The organism is Streptosporangium sp. NBC_01810 (assembly GCF_035917355.1).
Taxonomy (GTDB): Bacteria; Actinomycetota; Actinomycetes; order Streptosporangiales; family Streptosporangiaceae; genus Streptosporangium.
The window spans coordinates 2,700,595-2,721,828 of record NZ_CP109070.1; the positions used below are offsets into that span (position 1 = coordinate 2,700,595).

Below are 21,234 nucleotides of genomic sequence, written 5' to 3' on the forward strand. Positions count from 1 at the left end.
TTTTCCATAGACACTTTCGAGAAATGAGACTCTGATGCAGCACGCCATGTTGGGGAACCTGCGGGTTTCCCGGATCGGACTGGGCACGATGTCCATGGCCGGCACCCTGCTGTCCGGCGGTGGCCTGGACGACGCCGAATCCGTGCGCGCCGTCCATCGCGCGCTCGACCTCGGCGTCACCCATCTCGACACCGCGGAGAGCTACGGCCCGTACCACAGCGAGGAAATCGTCGGCCAGGCGCTGGAGGGCCGGCGTGACCGGGTGGTCCTCGCCACCAAGTTCGGCATCCTGTCCCATGTCGGGGACGGAACCGACATGTTCGACAGCAGTCCGGCCAATATCCGGGCCGCCGTCGAGGGTTCCTTGAAGCGCCTGCGCACCGACCGGATCGACCTCTACTACCAGCACCGGGTCGACCGCAACACCCCGATCGAGGAAACCATCGGCACCGTGGCGGAGCTGGTCGCCGAAGGCAAGGTCTTGAGCATCGGCTTGTCCGAGGCATCTGCGGACACGATCCGCCGCGCCCACGCCGTGCACCCGATCTCCGCGCTGCAGACCGAGTACTCCCTGTGGACCCGCGACGTTGAGGCCGAGCTGCTGCCCCTGCTGCGGGAGCTGGGCATCGGCCTCGTCCCCTACTCGCCGCTCGGGCACGGATTCCTGACCGGCCAGATCCGCACGCCGGAGGAGATCCCCGAGGGCGACTGGCGTAAGACCAACCCGCGGTTCATCGGCGATGCCTTCTACCAGAACCTGCAGCTCGTGGAGGAGGTACGGGCCATCGCGGCCGAGGTCGACGCCACGCCGGCGCAGATCGCACTGGCCTGGCTGGTGGCCCAGGGCGGGGACATCGCCCCGATCCCCGGCAGCCGGCGCGTCGCACGCGTGGAGGAGAACTCCGCCGCCGACGGCGTCGTGCTGACCGCGGGTCAGCTGCAGCGGCTCGACGCACTCACGCCGGCCACCGGCGCCCGGCACGACGACTTCAACGAATCCACGATCGACCGCTGAACCCCGGCCCCAACACGGATGCCGCAGCGAACCCCGACAACCGACCCGAATGCGGCTCTCGACGCACGAGAGCCTTCGCCTCAAAGGAGAACACCATGTCCGCAGCCACCTCACTGACCGAGCAGAACCGCGCGGTCGTCGAAGGCATGTTCGCCGCAGCGAACAAGGGCGACTTCGAGGGAGTCCTCTCCCACCTGTCTGACGACATCGAGGTCATCGAACCGCTGTTCCTGCCCTTCGGGAAGACCTACCGCGGCAGGGAGGGCTTCCTCGCCCTCGCCCAGGTCCTGCCGAACTATCTTGACGTCTCTTCGATCACGCTCCACTACACCATCGCCGACGGCGACCGCGTCGCGGCATGTGTCGGCATCACGGACGTCAGGACCGGAGAGCTGACCCGGTTCATCGAGCAGTTCACCGTGAAGAACGGCAAGATCGTCGAGAATCGGCTGTTCTACCACGACGCCGCCTCCATGGTCGACAGGCCCAAGGTCGCCTAGCCCGCACGCGAACTCGCTGGCCGCCGCCCGTGCCGCCGCCCCCTTCCCGTCCATCAGACGAGGAAGGGGCCGGGCCGCCTCCCTAACAGGTCCAGGTGCCTACCTCCTGCGGGTGGCGTGGACGCGGGCGTCGGCTCCCCTTCATCTGATGCACGTTCTTTCGAGATTCCCCGACGAGAAACGAGTTCTGTGATGCAGCACGCCATGCCAGGGGGCCTGCGGGTTTCCCGGACCACCCCGCTTCGCAATGAGGAGATCGGCTCATGAGCGGCCAGCGAGCGCTCCAGCACTGGATTGGCGGCGCCGAGGCCGCCGGCGACGGGCAAGAGCGCATCGATGTCGTGAACCCGGCCACCAACGCAGTGATCGCCGACGCGCCGGCGGGTACCGCGGCCGATGTCGACCGTGCTGTCGCTGCTGCGCAGCGCGCGCTCCCGCAGTGGTCGGCAGTGCCGGCCAGTGAGCGGGCCGCCGCGATCGCCAGGATCGCCGACGGCATCAAGGGCACCATCGACAGCTTCGCCTCAACCGTCACCTCCGAGATGGGCTCGCCGATCTCGTACGCCAAGGTCATGCAGGCCGAGCTGCCCTCCCAGGTGGTGAGCAGCTTCGCGGCGGTGGCCGACGGCTTCACCTGGGAGGAGGAACTGGGAAATGCGCTGGTCGTGCGCGAGCCGATCGGTGTGGTTGGTGCGATCACGCCGTGGAACGCCCCTCTTTACCAGACCGTCGCAAAGGTCGCGCCGGCGCTGCTCGCCGGCTGCACGGTGGTACTCAAGCCCAGTGTGGCCACCCCGCTCACCGCCGCCCTGTTCGCCGAGGTGACCGCGGCGGCGGGGATCCCGGCTGGTGTTTTCAACGTCGTGTACGGCGCCGGGTCGGTCGTGGGCGAAGCGATCGCCGGCCACCAGGGCATCGACATGGTGTCGTTCACCGGGTCCACCGGCGCCGGCAAGCAGGTATCGATCGCTGCGACCAACACCGTCAAGCGCGTGGCGCTGGAGTTGGGCGGCAAGTCGGCCAATGTCATCCTCGATGACGCCGACCTGCAACGCGCCGTCGACATCGGCCTCGAGTTCGCTTGGCTGAACGGCGGCCAGACCTGCGCGGCGTGGACCCGGATGCTGGTGCCCGCGCACCGGCACGACGAGATCGTCGAGCTCGCGGTGGCCGCCGCCGCATCCTACGGCGTGGGCGACCCGACCGACCCGGCCACCCGGATCGGCCCGATGTCCTCCACCGCCCAACAGGGCCGGGTGTCCCGCTACATCGAGCGCGGCATCGCCGACGGGGCCACGGTCGCGTTCGGCGGCTCCGGCCCGGTCGAAGGCCTCGAACACGGCGCCTACGTCCGCCCGACGATCTTCGCCAACGTCGCGCCGGACGCCGTCATCGCCCAGGAGGAGATCTTCGGCCCGGTGCTCTCGGTGATCCCCTACGCCGACGAGGACGAGGCCGTCGCCATCGCCAACAACTCCATCTACGGACTGGGCGGCGCCGTGTTCGGCGAGCCGGACCACGCGCTGGCCGTTGCCAAGCGTATGCGCACCGGCCAGGTCATTGTCAACGGCGGCGAATTCAACCTCACCGCGCCGTTCGGCGGATACAAGCAGAGCGGCAACGGCCGCGAGCTGGGCCGGACCGGGGTCGAGGAGTTCCTCGAACTCAAGGCCATCCACCGCTAGGAAGGGCCAAGTGGCGCGGCCCACACGCGAGCCCCGCCACCGGCCACCGACCGGACCGCCCCTCCCGTGACCACACCCAGCCGAGCGAACCGCCCGTCGCATCGCATATCCCACTCCGTAATCGAGGCCAGCGGCATCACGCACGTCGCGAACGGAGAGCTGACCCAACTCATCCAGGCATTCAGCCCAGGGTCGCGTAAGGCACTCCCATTGGCCCATCACCTACAGCGTCTGCTCACCCAGTACACGAACAGCTAGACGTGCTGGAAATCACCGGGCTGTGGCAGACAGGGCGAGCACGCACGCCGGAAACCCTCACCGCGGCGGAGCCGACGGCCACGCGCTGCCTGAGGGGCGCGATGCCCGTTGTGCCGGCAAGGACCTGGGACCCGACCCATCGCATCCGCCCATTTCAGCGGCGAGAAAGACAGCGTCGTGGACAACACTCTCATGCCGTTCATCCGTGAATTCGCCAAGGCGCCAACCGTGGTCGCATCGGTGATACCCAGCAGCAGAGCTCTCGCCCGACAGATGGCATCGCCGATCCCATCAACGGGGCAACCGGTCGTCGTGGAGCTCGGCCCCGGTACCGGCGCATTCAGCCGGACCATACAAGAGCGACTCGACGGTCGAGGCCGCCATATCGCGCTCGACGTCAATGAACGTTTCACCGCCCTGCTGACCCAACGCTACGCCGGCCTCGACGCGGTCACAGCCGATGCCCGTGACGTCGCCGCCATCCTTGCCGACCGCGGCCTCGGTCAGGCCGATGCCATCGTCAGCGGCCTGCCATGGGCGGCATTTCGGCCCGAGCGACAGCGTGAACTGCTCGACGCCATCGTGGACTCCTTGTCGCCACAGGGCGCCTTCACGACCTTCGCTTATATCCATGCCCGCCGGTTCATCCCGGCTCGCCGACTGCGCAGATCATTGACGGACCGGTTCGAGGAAGTCGTCCTCGGGCGGACTGTCTGGGCGAATCTGCCTCCGGCCCTGGTGTATCACTGCCGTCGCCCCCGGCCGCACCAGCAACACCACCGCACCGCCGACATACCAGGCCACACTGCGTCACCGATCGAACCGGTGCCGGCGATGCCAGCGACCGCATGATCTCGCCGCCCGCCCAACGCGCCATGTCCGAACAGGCCGGTGCCACAGTATCCGAGACCGCCAGCAGCCACGCCGCGTACGTATCCTGCCCGGCCGTCGCCATCGCCCATGTCGCCCAAGGCAGCAGCGGCCAGCCCTAGCCGCATTCCGGCCCCCGCGTACCACTTCCCCCGACTTGCCCGGCGCTCCGCCGGGCGAACCCCCGGTCCTGTCCGACCTACCTTGAAGGAGCCTTCTCATGAGCCCGCAACCAACCCGGCGCACGGTGCTCGCCACCGCGGCTGCCGCCGCCGGCACAGCGGCACTGGGGCCGCTCGCCTCACCCGCCTCCGCCACCGACCACACGGCGTCCAGACCCAGACCGACCGTGGTGCTGGTGCACGGCGGCTTCGCCGACGCCACCGCCAGCTGGAGCGACGTCACCGCCCAGCTGCAGGCACGCGGCTACCGGGTGATCGCCCCCGCCAACCCGCTGCGCAGCCTCCCCACCGACGCCGCGTACCTGTCCAGCCTGCTGGACAGCATCGACGGCCCGGTCGTCCTGGCCGGACACTCCTACGGCGGCGCGGTCATCACCAACGCCGCCGCCGGCCACGCTAACGTCAAGGCCCTCGTCTACGTCGCCGCGTTCGTCCCCGACACCGGCGAGGCACTGGGCGAACTCATCGGCCGCTACCCGGGCAGCGAGATCCAGGCCGCCCTCACCCCCGTCCCGTACCCGAACCCAGACGGCACCACCGGCACCGACCTCTACCTCCAGCCCGACAAGCTCCGCCAAGTTTTCGCCGCCGACCTGCCCGCCTCCACCACCCGGATCATGGCCGCCACCCAGCGCCCGTTCAGCGCCGCCTGCTTCAGCGACCTCACCCAGGCCGCCGCCTGGCACACCACCCCCTCATGGGGCCTGATAGCCACCCAGGACAAAGCGATCCCCCCGGCACTGCAGCGCTTCTTTTACCAGCGCGCCGGCGCCCGCACCGTGCAGGTCGCCGCCTCCCACTGCGCGATGGTCAGCCACCCGGACCTGGTCACCCGTCTCATCACCAACGCAGCCAACGCCACCGACTGAACAGCCCATCCATGAACACGCCCCCTCGGAAGCCGACCTGGCGCAAGCCCCCTGGGGGCGGCTCACACGCAGCGGGCCGAGCGAACCGAACTCACTGGGCGAGGATGGGGCTTGAATATCCGTGCGCGCCCGGGCAGGTTTGCGATCTTCAGGCCCGACGAGCGCCGGCGGGCGGCAGTAGGTGCCATCCGCCCTGACGAATCCAACGCATAACAGCGGTTCGGATAATCGACTGCGCCAGCTATGGCGCTCATCCGACGACGTGCAGGCCGCCGCGGCGCACCTCGCCGGCAGCTTCGGCGCCAGGCCGCACCTGATCGGAGGGCGCGACACCGGGCACGTCGCCCGGCGCGTCCACGGCATCGGAACCGTTCTCGAAGGGGCGGGCAGGCCCGTCCCTTCGAGAACGGGCAGCCACAGCTGTACCGAGGGCGGGCTCCAGCGCATGGCCGCGCGCACTCTGGCGGTCTTCCTGTTCACCGATCAGGACAGTGTCACCGCCGGCGAGATCGCCGAGCAGCTGGAGGCCAGCGCGGGTCAGTCTCGGGCGCGATCAAATCGCTGCTCACGGTCGGACTGATCGAACGCCTGCCCGCACCCGGCAGCCGCCGTGAGCACTACCGGCTCCGCGACGACGCCTGGGCCACCCTGTTCACCAACCAGAACACCGTCATCCAGGCCATGCTCCAGGCCGCGACCGCTGGAATCGCCGCCACCCATGAGGGCGACCCCGCCCATCAGCGCCTGGCGCAGATGCACGCCTTCTACCAATTCCTGCTCGGCGAGCTCCCCGCCCTGCTGCACCGCTGGCACCAGCAGACCGGCTGACCCAGCCCGAGACTCGACAAGCGGTAGCCGCGGCAAGCCCGCGGCGAGAAATTCGCGGATCTTCGTGGCACTGCGGGAGTCGTCAGGGGCCGAACCAGATCATGTGGCTGTCGGCCTGACGCTCGAAACGCCTCACCGCAAGCTATTGCTGGCCGGGGGCGCGCAGCGGCCGGAAGTTGCCCTCGCGGACGGCTTCGGGCAGGGAGAAGTTGTAGCGGCCCAGGAAGTTCAGCCACTCAAAACCGAGCGGGGACAGGCGGGCGATGTCCGCGGTGACGACCTTCCTGCCCTCGGCGCGGATCTGCTCCAGCGCCCGAGCCGTGTAGACCGTGTTCCACAAAATGCAGACATTGGTCATCAAGCCCAAAGCTCCTAGTTGATCTTCCTGGCCTTCCTTGTACTTCTGCCGCAGCTCACCCTTCTGCCCGTGGAAGATCTTGCGGGCCAGGGTGTGGCGGGCTTCTTGCCGGTTCAGCTGGGTGTTGACCCGGCGGCGCAGCAGCTCGTCGTTGAAGTAGGAGGCCAGGTAGACCGAGCGATCCAGTTTGCCCAGCTCCATCAGGGCGCGGCCGATCGGGGTGGGGGTGCCGCCGCCGGTCAGGTAGCGAAACAGCTCGGCCGGGCGGACCGCGCCGGTGTGCAGCGAGCCGGCCACGCGCAGCAGGTCGTCCCAGTGGTCGTTGATGAGGCCGATGTTCACCCGGGTTTTGATCATCGTGTTGAGACGGCCGTAGAAGGCGGCCGCATCGGCCCGGTACAGGGTGGAGCTGCCGACGTCGGCCAGGCGTGGGGAGAACTGCCAGCCCAGCAGCCGGAAGACGCCGAAGGCCAGCTCGGAGGCGCCGGCGGTGTCGGAGACGATCTCGGTGGGCCGCAGCGAGGTCTCCTGTTCCAGCAGGCCCTCCAGGATGTAGTACCAGTCCTTGGGAGTGCCGGGGATGACGATGCCGTGAAAGCCCGTGAACTGATCAGAGGTGAAGTTGTAGTAGGTGACGCCGCGCGCGCCTTTGCCCTTGCCGAAGTACTTGGTGTTCGGTCCGGCGTTGATGGTCTTGACCGGGACGACGAAGCGCAGCCCGTCGGCTGAGGCCACCTCCCCGCCGCCCCAGATCTGCACGATCTCCTGCTGGGCGTGGAAGTCGACCAGGGCGGCGTTGGCAGCTGTCAGCGTGGCGGCCCGGATGTAGTTCTGCTCGGCCCAAAACAACCGGTCCAGAGCGAGCGCGGACTCGTGCTCGCTGGCCATAGGCCGCATCCCGACGTTCATGGCCTGGGCGACCAAGACGGCCGCGATCGACTTGACCATGTCCTCTCTTCTGGAGGGCACCTCGCCGGACACGTGGGTGAAGGCATCCAGGCAGCCGGTCCACGAATGCACTTCCAGCAGCACTTCGGGCAGGTCGACGATGGGCATGCGGGCCTCGACGTCGGCGCGCAGCGCGGTCAGTGTGGCGGGTTCGTCCAGCGCCTCCAGCCCGGTCAGGACCAGGTGGTCCTTGCCCTCGGGGGATTTTTCGATGCACAGCCACTCGTTGCGGACGCCCTCCTCCCCGGACAGGCCCGTGGCCAGCTGCTTGTAGGCGAAGTCCAGGGTGCGCGCCCACCGCTGCGTGTCGGCGCCCGGCTCGGCCGACAGGCCCAGGTCACGGCACACCTTGGCGCGGGTCCGCTCCCACGCCGGTCCGGCCAGCAGCCCGGCGGTGGGGTCGCCCCACTTGGGCAGGCCGGGCACGAACACCTCGTGACGGCGCAGGCATTCGCGCAGCCGCTCGACGGTGGCCACCGTGTAGGCCAGCGTGTTGACCTCGCCGGCCTTCTCCCCCCGCTTGGGGAAGACCCGCCGGTGCCAGGCTGAGGTCAGGTGCGCCGACGGCACCTCCTCCGGTCGTACGGGGCTGCGGCGCCGCTCCAGGCTTTTGAGGAAGTCGATCGCCTCCAGCAGCTCAAAGCCGCGGCGCGCGCCCTGACCCGCGCCGGAGCGCTCGGCTTCGGCCGCGCCGGCGTGGAAGTCGATGACCTTCAGCAGCTTGGTCAAGAACCGGCGGATGGTGGCGTAGCGCTGCAGCAGCTGGTCCTGGAAGTCCTCATCGGGCTCCTGAGCCAGCTCGCCAATCGTGTCGGCCGCAGCATGGATGGCCGGCAGATCCATCGCATCCAGCGCGGCCCGCACGTCGCCATCGGGATCGGCGGCCACATCCCGGATCGCCAGCCACACCTCGCGCAGCACAATCGCGGCGGTGTCCAGGTCCTTGAGCGTACGCAGCCGTTCCTTGCCCGCCTTGAACGCTGACGTGCGTACCAGATCGCCCATCGCCAGATCGAACACCTCGATGGCCTCATCGGCCGAGACCGGCCCCATCACCGCGGCGAACGCGACCAGGGTGGCCAGCTTGCGGTCCCCGGCCAAATCCGCGACCGCCTTGGCGCGGGCGGCCTTGGCGAAGCGGGCCAGGGCGGCGACCTTCCCAGCCGGGACAGCCGACAGATCCCACCCCGCCGCGCCCAGCCCGTGCAGCTCCACATGCCGCTCCAGCGCCTTGCCCACTCCCGTGCCGGACACGTCGGTGGGACTTTTCCGCAGCCGGTCCAGCCCCGAGATCCGCCGCCCCTGCTCCACCGTGACCAGCTCCTCCAGCACGCTCTTCTGGCCCGGGCTGGGCAGAGCGGCGAGGATCTTGTACTGGCGTAGTGCGACCCGCTCGCGGATCTCCGAAATCATCCGCTCCACCGTGCTGATGCCGGGCAGCAAGATCTTCGCCTCGACCAGGCGGTGGGTGAGAAGGTCCAGCAGCACGATCGGGCGTTCGTTGTTCGACCAGGCGCGCCGGTAGATCCAGCACGCCAGCGCGAACGCGTGCTCCTCGAACACCTCAAAGCCGTAGACCTCACGGATCTGCTTTTGATGATCCCAGCGCGCCTCCTTCTCCCCGTACCCCTTCAGCGCGGAGGAGTCCAGGCCGAGCTGCTCGGCGACGTAGTCGACCACCACAGCCGGCACATCCTCCGGATCGGGCAGGAAGCAATTCAAAAACCGGGCCGTCCCGAGCTGGATGGCGTAGCCGAGCTGGTTACGGGCGCCGTTGGCCGCCATCGCCCGCCGCCGGTCAGCAGCCTCCAGATGGAAGAACCCGCCCAGCTGGGTGAGGTCGGGGGTCTCGTTGAATCTGCCCCACCTGCTGCGCTGGTCCTCGGTGAGGAAGTTGACCGGCATCACAGACTCCCGACGCTTGTGGGCCAGGCTGGGTCGCCGGCCTGCTATCCGCCGAAAGTGTGACACCGAGATGATCTTCGAGGGGTCCGGCCAGGGCGAATCTGAGATATTGATCATGAAACGTGATGTTCGCCCTCGCCAGGGCAGGGCGAGGCGTTCACGGTCTCCGCAGGGAGGTTCAGGCGCGCCCCGGCTCGGGCGACGGCTCGGCCAGCGTCCGCCGTACCTGCTCGTGCGACATCCCGATCTGCCGGCCGATCCGACGCAGCCCCCACCCCTCATCCCGCGCATCAGCCATCGCCTCCGCCGAGGCCGTCGCCACCACGTCCTCCAGCATCACCCGCAACTCCGCCAGCCTGGCCAGCCTGATCGCCGGCGCCACCCCCACCAGCTCCGCACAGAACCGCTCAACATCCGCCCGGACGAACGCGACACCCTCAGACTCCGCCATCGGGCAAGACTTGCCTGCTCAGACGTCAACTGTCAACGAATGTGACAGTAACCCCGGCTCGCCGTACCGCTCCTACTCGCAGGCCTTCCTGCGTCGCCAGTCGTTCCCGCCGGCCCAGCAGGCTTTGGTCGACCGGTTGTTCACCGAACGCATCAGTCTCCCGCCCGCCCCACCGGCTTTACCGGCTTCGTCCGCTTCGGCCGGTGGGCCGCTCACCCGCCCCGCTGAGCCCGTAGAGCAGGTAGAGGCGGTGGGGCGGGCGGCCGCCGGGCAGGTGCCGCTGACGCTGACGCTGACCGTCCCCTTCGACATCCGGCTGCGCGGCGAACCGGTCGATGCCACCGGCCCGGCCACCGCGGCGGCGACCGAAGCGATCCAGATCGACCCGGACTACGCCGGCCGCCGCGGCTACGACCCGGACTTCCTGCCGGGCGGACATCGGGTGCCGCTACCCACCCTGCATCCCGATCTCGTCGCGCTGGCGGCGCTCAACCGGCCCGCCGATGGGCAGGCGAACGATGGGCGGGCGCACGTGCTGAACTATCACCACTTCAGCGTGGTGATGAACCGGCAGCGGCGGCTGGCCTTCTTCACCGCGGTCAACATCGACGGCGCAACCAGTCGGCGCGTCCGCCGCGACCCCGACCGCTGGATCTTCGACCCCCGACTCTCTGAGAGTGAGCAGGCCGGAGAAGAGGTCTACCGCGACAACCCCCTGGACCGCGGCCACCTGGTCCGCCGCCTGGATCCGGCGTGGGGGGCCGGCCACGCGGTGGCCAAGTCCGGCAACGACGACACCTTCCACTTCACCAACTGCACCCCGCAGCACAAGGACTTCAACCAGAACCAGACCACCTGGGCCGGGTTGGAGGACTACATCCTGGACAACGCCGACACCCGCGACCTGAAAGCCACCGTCTTCACCGGCCCGGTCCTGGCCGCCGACGACGACCCCTACCGCGGTGTTCAGCTGCCCCGCCAATACTGGAAAGTCGTGGCGATGACCAAACAGAACGGTGAGCTGTCGGCCACCGGCTACCTGCTCAGCCAAGACCACCTCATCGACGGCCTGGAGGCCGCCCCCGCGGAGTTCTCCTACGGCGCCTACAAGACCTACCAAGTCCCGATCCGACGCATCGAAGACCTCACCCGGCTGTCATTCGACACCCTCGCCGCCGCCGACCCCCTGGCCCGTAGGGAAGCGGCGGCCACCACAGCCCGGGAGATCACCCACCCCCGCCACCTCACCCTCTGACAACCATCGAATCACTGGGGTCCGACCCCGGCCTCGGATCCCTGCCAGCCGGATATCGCCGACCAGCATCGACGCGGAACACCTGGGCGAGGTCAGCGGCATCCTCGGCCCAGTGCGCCGCATCCACTACTGAGTGTGGGGGCGTGATGTCGTGGAGAGAAGACAGGTGGTAGCCGTCGCGGTGCGCCTGTCTTATGAGGTATCCGCAGGTGGCGGCTGACCGCCGAACGGCGGGCATTTCGCGAGCGCCTCCAGATGGAGGCCGCCAAGATGTTCGTCGACGGGCAGGACCACGGGGTCGTGGCGAAACGCTGCGAGTCGGCGTGCGCTCGGTGCAGCGGTGGCGCCCTCCCTGGCAGGACTGCGGCCAGCAGGCCCTGAACTCGAAGGGGCCAGCCTTCTGGCCCAAGCTAGGCCAACCCCTGTTCTTCGTGCTGGAAGGCCCTCCGCTCTGATCGCATGGATCCGAGTGGAGGGCCTTGACTGGGCGCTTCACGTCGAGGTGTGTATACCGGAACCGCGTGAAGGAGCGTGTCACCAGGTACGGGGCCGAGGAACAACGGGGCAGTCAGTAGCGGTACAGGCTGTTCGAGCAGGTCAGGGCGGCGCCCAACCAACGGTGTTGAGTTAGCTTTTCGGCCCGAACATGGCGGGATAGTTCGGCGCGACAAAACGATCTTTAGTGTTTCCGCAGGTCGCGGTGACCATCCGCACCATGATCCATCTCACCGCTAATGGCCGCCCCGCGTTCCTCGACCCCGGTCCCGGTGGGGATCCCCCACCGGAACACCCGCCGACCAGGATGAACGCCCAGGTCGAGGTGTTCCATATAGCTGTTCCGATGACGGAGGGCTATCGGCAACACCGGAAGGCGTGACTGTCACTCGGCATCGTGACCCGCGACGTGACGCGCGGCCTGGCCGCCACCGAGCAGATCCCGACCGGCATCGTCCACATCAACGACCGACCGTCAACGACGAGGCAACGCCCCGTTCGGCGGCGTCGGCGCCTCCAGCTCCCGCTGCGGCGCCGCGGCCAACATCGAGGCGTTCACCGAGACCCGCTGGATCACGATGCGTGGCGAGCCACCGCAGTATCCGTTCTGACCACCGGGCGAAGCCCCTGAACATGCAAAATATTCGCTCAATAGCAGCCAGTCGGCTTTTCTCGTAGTTTGTCGAGGCGGAGCTATCATTGACATGAAAAGCTAAGGGGGAATTGCCATGGGTAATATCTTGGATTATGTTACCCCGCCGCCTGAGACACTGGACAGAAGGACCCAACACCTGACCCGAGCCGAAATCGACCGGCTACGGGAACTGCTCGCCGCCGAGGATGGCGAGTAATAAGCCGCACCTGGAGCGGGCGGTTGCGTTGGGTGAGGCCAGAAGGCGGGCGGCGGTGGCGCTGTCCGCTCTTGGCCTGCGCGCGGAGCTCGTGGACGCCGGCCGGGGCCGCGATCCGACCGCCTGGTGGTGCGGGCTGCTCGACAGCGCGGATTCGCCGCTCGCGTGCGGGATGGGGAAGGGGCGCCCGGAGGAGGCCCGGGTGGGCGCGCTGTTCGAGGCCATCGAGCACTACCTCACCGGCCCGGCGGGGTTCGACCCCGCCGCCGTGGAACCGGCCGCGCCTGCCCGGATCGCCGCAGGACCCCTGCGCGCGGACGCCTCCGCGTTGTTGCTGGCCCGGATGCCCGGTCGGCGGATGGCGTGCCTGCCCTATCGCCGGCTCGGCGGGGGACGAGGGGCGTTCGTGCCGCTGTTCCTGTCCAACCCCTGGTACGTCGCGGCCGGGGCCGCGCGGTTGCGTGAGCTGGTCGGCGACAACTGCGACTACGTCCACCTGATGCGCTACAGCTGCAACAGCGGCTCGGCCGCCGGAGTGACCGTGGCCGAGGCGCTGCTCCACGCGCTCAACGAGGTGATCGAGCGGGACGCCCTGTCCCTGCTTCTCGTACGGGCTTTTCTGGGCCGGGGCGGTTTCCAGCCCAGGCTGATCGACCCGGGAACGTTTCCACCGGGCCTCGCGCGGGCGTATGCGACCGTCGCAGAGCTGACCGGATCGCCAGCGCACCTGCTGGACATCACCAGTGACGTCGGGGTACCGACCATGCTGGCGTACACGGCCCCCACTGCCCGACATCCGCACCGGCGCGGCGCCGGGACCTCGCTGAGCCCAACCTACGCCGCTTGGCGCGCCCTCACCGAGCTCGTCCAGATCACTCTCGGTGAGAACCTGTCGCCTTCGGGAGCGCCCGCGCGTGGTGATCTGGCTGGGCTGGCTGCGCACCCCGCACTGTACGCGTGCGGCCGGTTCGACCTCACCGGCCCGCTGCGCCAGGCTCAGATGATCCCCTTCCAGACTACCGAGGTGGCCGGGCCTCCCGGCAGCCAACTGCGGAAAGTCGCCGCAATGCTGGCCGCCCGGGGCTATCCGGTCTTCCACCGTACGGTGCGCGCCCTTCCGACCGGGGTCACCGTCGTGCACGTGGTCGTGCCGGGTCTGGAGCGGTTCATGCTCGTCACTGACGGTAACCTCGTGCTCCCGGGTTGCAGAGGGCAGACCGCGGCGGCCAGCTTTTCCGATTTATCACCTTTCACATGGAATTGATATTCCCAGCTTGACGGCGAATGCGCGGACAATAGATATATGTCCGCACAATACTGGCAGCATCGGAAAGCCGGGGCATCGGTAGCGCTAGGCGTTGTGCTCCTAGTCCTGGCTCTTCTGCTCGTGATGGTGGCGCAGACCCTGACGAAGTGGGGGCCAGCGGTCGGAGCCGGCCAGATGGTGGCAACGGCGACGGGCGTGCTAGCGTTGGGCAACGGCCTCATACCATTCCTGTCCTGGTGGCGCAAGCGGGGCGCGCCCGCGCCCGCGCCGACGCCCACCGACATCGCCACCGCGAAGGACGTCCTCGCCGGCTTGGCGACCGAGCAATGGCGCGACGAGACGGTCCTGCGCTCGTTGTGCGACCCCGAGCCCATGCCGCTGCCGTGGCGCTCGACCGAGCGCCGCGAACTCGCCGACCATCCCGAGATCATCGCCAAGGGCACCGTGGCCTTTCCGGGCTTGCAGGTGCACATTGCCGACATGGCGCGCAACTTTCGCGCCCTGCGCTGCCGGCGGCTGGTCATCCTAGGCGACCCGGGCACGGGGAAGACGACCCTGGCCGTGCAGCTCATGCTCGAACTGCTGCGTACGCGGCAACCGGAGGAGCCCGTACCGGTGATGTTGTCGGCCACGCGCTGGAACGACCGTGTGCATCCGCGGCTGCAGGACTGGCTGGCCGCGAGCCTGGCGATGGACTATCCCGCGCTGTGCGCGCAGAGCCTCGGGCCCGACACCCCGGCGACGCTTGTGGCCCGCGGCGAGGTACTGCCCGTCGTCGACGGGCTGGACGAGCTGCCCGAAGAAGCCCGCGTGGGCATGCTGACCATGCTGAACCGGTCCATGTGCGACACCGATCAGCTCATCCTCACCTGCCGTACGGAGCAGTTCGCCAAGTCCGTCCAGGAGATCGACGATGTGCTCACGGCGACCGCGGTCATCGAGCCGCAACCGATGTCCCCCGCCGCGGCGGCCGACTACCTGCGGGCGTGCCTCCCCCCCGTGCCGCAGCCCGTCTGGCCCCTCGTCCTGGAGGCGCTGCGCACGGGCGCCCTGCCCGCCCTGTCCCAGGTCGCCTCGACGTCAATGGGGCTCTGGCTGGTCCGCGCCACCTACATCGCGCCGCGAGTGGATCCGGCACCGCTGCTGGAACTCGGGCGCGGCAGCGCGGCCGAGCTGCACGACCATCTGTGCGACCAGCTCATCCCCGCCCTGGTGAACACGCGCCGGCCTGCCGACGGCCTGGTTCGGCCCTTCCGGCCGCAGCACACCTGGACCTCGGAGCAGGTCCACCGCTGGCTCACATACCTGTCCCGGCAGCTCTCACTCAGCCAGGCGCATGACGTGGCGTGGTGGTATCTGGCCGGCTACATGTCCAGCCTCCCGGTCCGCATGGGGGTCGCCACCGCGATCGGGATCGGGATCGGGGTCGCCTTCGCCCTGGGGACAGGGCAACCCGTGGCAGGCGTATCGGCCGGCCTGCCGTCCGCGCTCGTGATCATGGTCTTGATCGGGCCCTGGTTCACCGAGTCACCGGGCCACGTCGACTTCCACTTCCGCGGCAGGCTCACCGAGCTTCTCTCCGTCCTCAGGGACATGCTGATCGTCGGAGCCCTGGGAGCTCTCGCCGCCTGGCTCATGACTCCCTCTCCCGACATGGATGACAAGTTGACGGCGGCGAAGGAGATCGCCCTGGTGTCTGCCATCTGGTCCGGCGTGCTCGGCCTGATCGGCTGGGCCGAGCGGCCCACCATCACCGCAACGGCGCGATCCCCACGCTCAACCTGGCAGGCCGACAGGACCCTGACCGTCATCCGAATAGTCGGCGGGCTCGTGGTCGGGGTCGCGGTCGGGGGCATCTGGCTGTACACGAAGACCCACTCCCCCAAGGCGATCGTCGGCGGGTTGTTGCTGGGCCTGCTGCTCGGGATCGTGGTGGGCCGGCACCACGCGTGGCTCGCCTACAAGCTGACGGTCCCCCGCCTGGCCACCAAGGGGAGACTGCCCCTGCGCGCGATGGCCTTCTTCGACGACGCTCACCGCCTGGGCCTGCTGCGCACCGAGGGACCGTACTACCAGTTCCGGCACATCGAGCTGCAGCAGCATCTCGCGAACGGGCGGCGTGTGGCGTCCGAAAAGGAGCAGCGGTCCGCTCATTGACCTCATTTCATCCTGGCTTGGGGGCGCGCCAAGACACGCATGAGCATCGTTCCCGGGGAGCCGGCCCGCCGCGTCAGCGGAGATCAGGAGTACTGCCATGGGTAGCCACAGCCCGGCCTGTGGGGGTGTTCACGAATAGGCCTGGCCTTGGGTGGAAGGGAGGCTAAGAAGATCGCTTCCCAGGATGGAAGTGATCGTTTCCCCGGACACGGCTCCGCCTGCTCGTCATACCTCCTTGCGGTGATTTCATGCAGGCAGACACGGCTGCCTGGCCGGAACCGGACTCATCCGCACCCCACCATGACGACATCACGCCTTCAAGGTCAGTCATCGGGCCGAAGCGACCCGTGCCGTGCCTTTCGTGTGGAGGCCAGTGCTCCGGCCAGGCCGCTTACAGCGCAGACCAGCATCAGCCCTGCGTACTGTGGCAGGGAGTAGGCGAATCACGGCTGGCCGGTTGCGGCCTTGCCGAGCGCGGTGAGCGATGCGGCGGCGATGCCCGTTCCGAGCAGCGTCCCGGCGCACGTCACGGTCAACGTCTCCCAGCACACCATTCTGGTGAGCTGCTGCGGCTTGGTCCCCAAGGCGCGCAGCAGCCGGATCTCCTCGGTTCGTTCGGCCATCGTCATGGCCGTCGCGTTGAGCACCGAGATCACGGTGTAGGCGGGGGGCAGAGTGTGGCGGAACGGAAACGTACGTTAAGCCCGTTCATGCAGGTCAGCCGTCGCGCGTGAGCGCAAGGCGGCTGAGGTCCTTGGCATACATTCCCGTTCCATCGCATACCGCTGGCGCATCCTAGGAAAGGCGCCCGTGGCCACCACGGTGCACCCCTCGGACCAGCCGCTGCCCTGCGGTTCCGTGACGGCCGTCACCCGCGTAGTCCGGGTCACGGAGGCTTAACCCCGCCGCAGCTACTCCCTGGCCGGCGCCGAAGGCGTCGAGCTGACCGTGCAACGCGCCGAAGACGGCGAGGTCTCCCCCTACCTCACCCAGCACCTGCGGATCGGCGACCAACTGGAGATCAGCGGCCCCATCGGCGGCTGGTTCATCTGGCGCCCGACCTGCACCACACCGGTGTTGCTGGTCGCCGGCGGCGCTGGCATCGTGCCACTGATGTCCATGATCCGCGCCCGCCGCAAGGCGGGCGCGGACACCCCGTTCCCCCTGATCTACTTCTTACGCTCACCGGAGCAGCTCTACTACGCCGACGAACTGATGCGCCCCGGCAGCGGAGTGCGGGTCAGCCTCCTCTACACGCGCAAGGCACCCGACGATCATTCACGTCCACCCGGCCGCCTGATCGCCACCGATCTCGATCCGCCGGGCAGCGCCTGCTTCGTGTGCGGACCGACCGGCTTCGTCGAGGCCGCCGCCGACCTGCTCGTCCATCTCGGCCACGATCCTGCCCGGATCAAGACCGAACGATTCGGCCCCAGCGGAGACTGACATGAACGCCGGCTCCCTTGCTACGCCTGGTCAGGCATCGACGCCGTCGCCGCCCATGTCGCCGTGGGGCGCTCACTCCGGCGAGCACTCCAGTGCCCCGCTACCTGGGCCAACTCGCTCGCGTGTACTTGGTGACAGCGTCCTTAACGACAGGCCCAGTCCCGGTTCGCGGCCCGGGCGCAGTGCGGCCCAGTCGCCGGTGCAGGGCGCCAGGAGCGGGTCGGGTGAATACAGCGCCGTGAAGGCGGCCCGCACCGGGCCGGACTCGGTGACCGCGTCACACAGGCCGCGATCCACCCGTGCGATCCGGGCCGGTACCAGGCCGGCCTCGTGGTGTTCGGCGAAGGCGTTGTCGAGTGTTTCCGTCCATCCGTACCGGGTCAGGCCGATGTCGGATGGATCTGTGAAGAGGTTTGGCAACGTGAGGCACCTTGCGGGAAGGGGCCCCGACGAGACGCAGACATCACCCCCGCCGTCCTAAGCCGGACGGCTACGGCGAGGGGAAGAAGTGGGTCAGACCGGGGCCCGGGACGTGAGAAATGTCCGGGCGCTGCACACGGCAGCGGTCTTCACCGCGGTCATCAAACCTCACCTCCCTCTCATCCGGAAATCCAACAGCCAACGATCAGCAGCCTAGCACCCCCAGCAGAACGCCCTGTCACGGGTTCCTATGCTGGAGGGTAAGGAACCTCGGTGTTCTGGCTCTTGTCGTAGGCCATCACGGGGCGAACTCGCCAGCGGAGGACGGCCCAATTCTTGGCCTGCCCGTTGTGCTACAGGGCGCTCTCACCGATCGGTGAGTAAGTAGTGTTACCCACCGCGGCGTAGCGTTTGACCAGCTTGATGGAAACGAGAACGTACGCCAGCGCCCACTGTGCAATGTTGGTCGCGCTATAGCTGAGCTGGGCGAACGGCCTTAGCGCACGTTTTCGTCTCTCCACATTCCGAGGACCGGAGCGCGGCGCAGGGCCTGTCAGGGCGTCAGCCCCAGTTGGCGTAGTTGCGCGGGCCGCAGCGGCCGCCATCCGCTGGTGTCGAGCTTGGCCAGTTCCGCCTCGACGTCGACGTTGATGACGCCGAAGAAGTTGATGTTGTCGCTGTGGCCGGGCGAGATGTGCGAAAGGATCTCGTCCGGCACCTCCCGGCCCTGCGAGCGCAACTCCAGCACCGCTCTGGAATAATATTCCGTCGTCCACGCGACCACCGAGTTGGTCAAAACGGTCAGGCACCACGCCTGCTCGGTCTGCTGCTCCAGATGCGGGCGGGTGATGGCGCCCTGCTGGGCGTAGTGCAGGTCTCGGCGCAGCGCGTGCAGGCTTTCCCCCTTGTTCAGCTGCCGGGAGATCTTCCTCCGGAAGGCCGGGTCCGACAGGTATTTGGCCAGGTGCACGGTTCTTCTCAGCATGCCCCACTCCTTCAGCGCGGCCGCCAGGGTGTTCTGTCGGGAGGCGGCCGACCACTTGCCGACGATCAGCGAGGCGGTGGCCTGGCCGTACTTCAACGAGCCGGCCATCCGCAGCAGGTCCGGCCAGCAGTCGGCCACCAGATCCTCATTCCAGCGCGCGCCCAGCAGCGGCCCGGCATGCGGGTAGCGCCTACTGATCTCGGTCGGGGTGTCGTCGCGCACCAGGGTGACCCGGGTCAGATCCCGCATCCGCGGGGTGAGGGCCTTGCCGACCAGGTCGAACAGGGCAAAGTTGATCAGCGTGGCGCCGTGTGTATCGGTCGCGTGCTCGACGATCGGCAGGTCGGTCGCATTGCCGAGGAAGTCGTCCAGGACGAAGTGCGCCTCCCGCGCCGTCGGCACGATGATCTTCGTGCCGTAGGTCGACCACTGATCCGAGACGTGGGTGTAGGTCGACAACACCTGACCGCCGTGGATGACCATGTTCCGGCCGGTCAGAGTCTTACCCCGGACCGGGAAGCGCTGGCCGTCGGATGAGCTCATGGTGCCGCCGCCGAACACCTTGGCCAGCTCCAACTGATAGTGGTGGTCGACGATGACCGTGTTGGCCTCGCGCAGCGTCTCCTCCCGCACGTACCACTCCATCGTCCAGGCCAGCACGTCGTAGGACACCCCACACGCTTCTGACATCCGTGCCAGGCCCAAATTCGTGGCCATCGCGATCAGCACAGCAAGGATGTTGCGCTTGGTCTCCGCCGACTTGGCCAGCTTGCGCCCGCCAGCGTGGGTGAAGCAGTCCAGGAAGCCGGTGCGGGCGTCCAGCTCGATCAGCAGCATCCCGGCCAGCTCGTCCTTCAGCGCCTTGGCCTCGGCCGGTACGTCCTCGGCCGACAGTGGCGGCACCACCAGATGCTCGTCCTCATCCAGCCGGACCATGCCGGTGTCATCCGGTGCGGCGCCGGCCAGGAGCTTCTCCAGCTCTTGCAGGGCCTCGTGCAGTTCCTCCTTGCCCTGCTCCAGCGCCTGGGCCGCGTTCGGCGGCTTGCGCACTAGGCGGCAGTACTCGGCGCGCTTGGGTGCCCACTGCTCGGGCGTGTACAGGTAGGTGGCCGGATCGGCGTAGCGGCGCGAGCCGGGCACGAACACATCCCCGCTGCGCAGCCCATCGCGCAAGCACAAGATCACGCACAGTTCCCAGAAGTGACGATAGGCGGTGTCCTCCCCGGACTTGCGGGCCTTGGCCAGGTAGTCGGCGTACTTGGCGGGCACGAAGCCGGTCGGCGCCCCCGCGGGCACCCTCCGGCCGCCGAGCCGGTTCATCTCCTTCAAGATGGCCACCGCCTCCATCAGCTCGCCCGTGCCCGGCCCGCCCTGGAAGTCGATCGCGGCCAGCACGTTCGGGGTGAACTGACGCAGATAGGTGCAGGAGGACTCCAGCTCCGACAGCCGGCCGTGATCGCGGGGCAGCGGCTTCCACGCATCAGAGGTGATCTCCCGCAGCCGCTGCATGCCGATCCGCTCGCGTAGCATCCCGCCCACCTCATCGTCGGGGATCGACGGGTCGGCCAGCACCGGCAGGATCACGTCCATCACCAGTTGCCGGGCCTCGCCCCGCTTGGCCCGCTCGACCAGCGCCTCATCCGTCTTGGACTTCGCCCGCGACTCACGAGCCGACACCGCCTGATCGAACAGGGCCACCACCTCATCGAGCTGGTCGACCGCGGCCTGAGCGACGAACGCCAGCAGGATCGGGAACTTACGCTCCTTGCGCCGCTCCAGCCCCTGGTTGGTCGAGCGGCGTGCGACCTGGGCCAGGAACCGGCGGCGCTCGTTCGGCAGCACCGACACATCCATCTGGTGGGCGTCGATCGCGCGCAGCCAGGTCAGCTTGTCGATCGCCGTCTTCACCGAGGTCGCCGACGCGTCCCGGGCCGGGCTGACCAGCCACTCCAGCCGGGTCATTCCCAGCCCCGCATCGACCAGCAGCATCCGCTCCAAGTCAGCGCGGAGCTCTGCCGTCAGTAGGTGCCCCACCAGCTGCGAAGTCAGATCGGAGGCGCCCTTGCGGGCCGTGCCGACCATCCTGGCCAAGATGAGCGCGCCGGGCCGGATCACCTTGGCCGCCATCAGGTACTCGCGCGCCAGGTTGAACAGCAGCGTGGGCGAGTCGTGCTCCATCGCCCGTTTTCTGAGTGATCTTGATGTCTTGGAGGGGCTGGCCTTGGGGTTCATGTGGCGTGCATGTTCGCCACGTGGCTCGGTCAGCTCGGGGCTGGCCCAGTTTCCTCAAGGAGTTGGGCTTCGAGCTGAGAGAGTCGGCGGTCGGCGAAGCGGGCGTTGGATCGGGCGGCTTGGAGACGCTCGCCGAGGGTTCGGTTCTCCTGCGTGAGCTGGCGGACTCTCTCTTGGAGGGTGCTGTTCTGAGCCTGGATCCACGGCGTGAATTCTGGTGATCATTCTTCGGTTCGATTCCTTCACCAGGACCGTTT

The 21,234-nt window shown here is 68.2% G+C and carries 17 protein-coding genes; 12 read left to right on the plus strand and 5 right to left on the minus strand.

The window, feature by feature from the left end:
* Window positions 1-34 precede the first annotated feature (34 nt).
* From OIE13_RS12215 to OIE13_RS12245, 7 genes are all read left to right on the plus strand, one after another.
* On the plus strand, window positions 35-1,015 hold the full coding sequence (locus OIE13_RS12215) for an aldo/keto reductase (RefSeq protein WP_326830006.1): 981 nt from the start codon (window positions 35-37) through the stop codon (window positions 1,013-1,015).
* Between the two features lie 95 nt (window positions 1,016-1,110).
* Window positions 1,111-1,515: a nuclear transport factor 2 family protein gene (locus OIE13_RS12220; RefSeq protein WP_326830007.1), complete on the plus strand. Its 405-nt coding sequence runs from the start codon at window positions 1,111-1,113 to the stop codon at window positions 1,513-1,515.
* 263 nt (window positions 1,516-1,778) lie between these two features.
* Window positions 1,779-3,200 (plus strand): aldehyde dehydrogenase family protein, encoded by a 1,422-nt coding sequence (locus OIE13_RS12225; RefSeq protein WP_326830008.1) that lies wholly within the window; start codon window positions 1,779-1,781, stop codon window positions 3,198-3,200.
* A 435-nt stretch (window positions 3,201-3,635) separates the two neighbouring features.
* Window positions 3,636-4,310: a class I SAM-dependent methyltransferase gene (locus OIE13_RS12230; protein WP_326830009.1), complete on the plus strand. Its 675-nt coding sequence runs from the start codon at window positions 3,636-3,638 to the stop codon at window positions 4,308-4,310.
* A 238-nt stretch (window positions 4,311-4,548) separates the two neighbouring features.
* On the plus strand, window positions 4,549-5,379 hold the full coding sequence (locus OIE13_RS12235; protein ID WP_326830010.1) for an alpha/beta fold hydrolase: 831 nt from the start codon (window positions 4,549-4,551) through the stop codon (window positions 5,377-5,379).
* A gap of 262 nt (window positions 5,380-5,641) precedes the next feature.
* On the plus strand, window positions 5,642-5,959 hold the full coding sequence (locus OIE13_RS12240) for a hypothetical protein (RefSeq protein ID WP_326830011.1): 318 nt from the start codon (window positions 5,642-5,644) through the stop codon (window positions 5,957-5,959).
* A gap of 101 nt (window positions 5,960-6,060) precedes the next feature.
* Complete coding sequence (locus tag OIE13_RS12245) at window positions 6,061-6,207, plus strand: hypothetical protein (protein WP_326830012.1); 147 nt, start codon at window positions 6,061-6,063, stop codon at window positions 6,205-6,207.
* Between the two features lie 142 nt (window positions 6,208-6,349).
* On the opposite strand, the gene OIE13_RS12250 is transcribed toward OIE13_RS12245, so the two are convergent.
* Window positions 6,350-9,418 (minus strand): Tn3 family transposase, encoded by a 3,069-nt coding sequence (locus OIE13_RS12250; protein ID WP_326830013.1) that lies wholly within the window; start codon window positions 9,416-9,418, stop codon window positions 6,350-6,352.
* Between the two features lie 178 nt (window positions 9,419-9,596).
* Complete coding sequence (locus OIE13_RS12255; protein WP_326830014.1) at window positions 9,597-9,869, minus strand: hypothetical protein; 273 nt, start codon at window positions 9,867-9,869, stop codon at window positions 9,597-9,599.
* Window positions 9,870-10,119: 250 nt separating this feature from the next.
* Here OIE13_RS12255 and OIE13_RS12260 point away from each other — a divergent pair, with 250 nt between their 5' ends.
* From OIE13_RS12260 to OIE13_RS12270, 3 genes are all read left to right on the plus strand, one after another.
* Entirely contained in the window at window positions 10,120-11,124 is a 1,005-nt protein-coding gene (locus tag OIE13_RS12260; protein WP_326830015.1) for a DNA/RNA non-specific endonuclease, read from the plus strand.
* 1,335 nt (window positions 11,125-12,459) lie between these two features.
* A complete protein-coding gene (locus tag OIE13_RS12265; protein WP_326830016.1) occupies window positions 12,460-13,734 on the plus strand; it encodes a YcaO-like family protein in 1,275 nt (424 codons plus the stop codon).
* Window positions 13,735-13,932: 198 nt separating this feature from the next.
* Window positions 13,933-15,894, plus strand: a complete 1,962-nt coding sequence (locus OIE13_RS12270) for an NACHT domain-containing protein (RefSeq protein WP_326830017.1) — start codon at window positions 13,933-13,935, stop codon at window positions 15,892-15,894.
* Between the two features lie 443 nt (window positions 15,895-16,337).
* Here the strand turns inward: OIE13_RS12270 and OIE13_RS12275 are convergent, their stop codons facing one another.
* Window positions 16,338-16,541, minus strand: coding sequence for an ABC transporter permease (locus OIE13_RS12275; RefSeq protein ID WP_326830018.1), 204 nt, complete (start codon window positions 16,539-16,541; stop codon window positions 16,338-16,340).
* Between the two features lie 271 nt (window positions 16,542-16,812).
* Here OIE13_RS12275 and OIE13_RS12280 point away from each other — a divergent pair, with 271 nt between their 5' ends.
* Window positions 16,813-17,340 (plus strand): FAD-binding oxidoreductase, encoded by a 528-nt coding sequence (locus OIE13_RS12280; protein WP_326830284.1) that lies wholly within the window; start codon window positions 16,813-16,815, stop codon window positions 17,338-17,340.
* Between the two features lie 72 nt (window positions 17,341-17,412).
* On the opposite strand, the gene OIE13_RS12285 is transcribed toward OIE13_RS12280, so the two are convergent.
* Together OIE13_RS12285 and OIE13_RS12290 are read right to left on the minus strand one after the other, a co-directional pair.
* A complete protein-coding gene (locus OIE13_RS12285) occupies window positions 17,413-17,760 on the minus strand; it encodes a hypothetical protein (protein ID WP_326830019.1) in 348 nt (115 codons plus the stop codon).
* 553 nt (window positions 17,761-18,313) lie between these two features.
* Complete coding sequence (locus OIE13_RS12290; protein WP_326830020.1) at window positions 18,314-20,977, minus strand: Tn3 family transposase; 2,664 nt, start codon at window positions 20,975-20,977, stop codon at window positions 18,314-18,316.
* A gap of 62 nt (window positions 20,978-21,039) precedes the next feature.
* Here OIE13_RS12290 and OIE13_RS12295 point away from each other — a divergent pair, with 62 nt between their 5' ends.
* Window positions 21,040-21,198 (plus strand): hypothetical protein, encoded by a 159-nt coding sequence (locus OIE13_RS12295; protein ID WP_326830021.1) that lies wholly within the window; start codon window positions 21,040-21,042, stop codon window positions 21,196-21,198.
* Window positions 21,199-21,234: the final 36 nt, after the last annotated feature.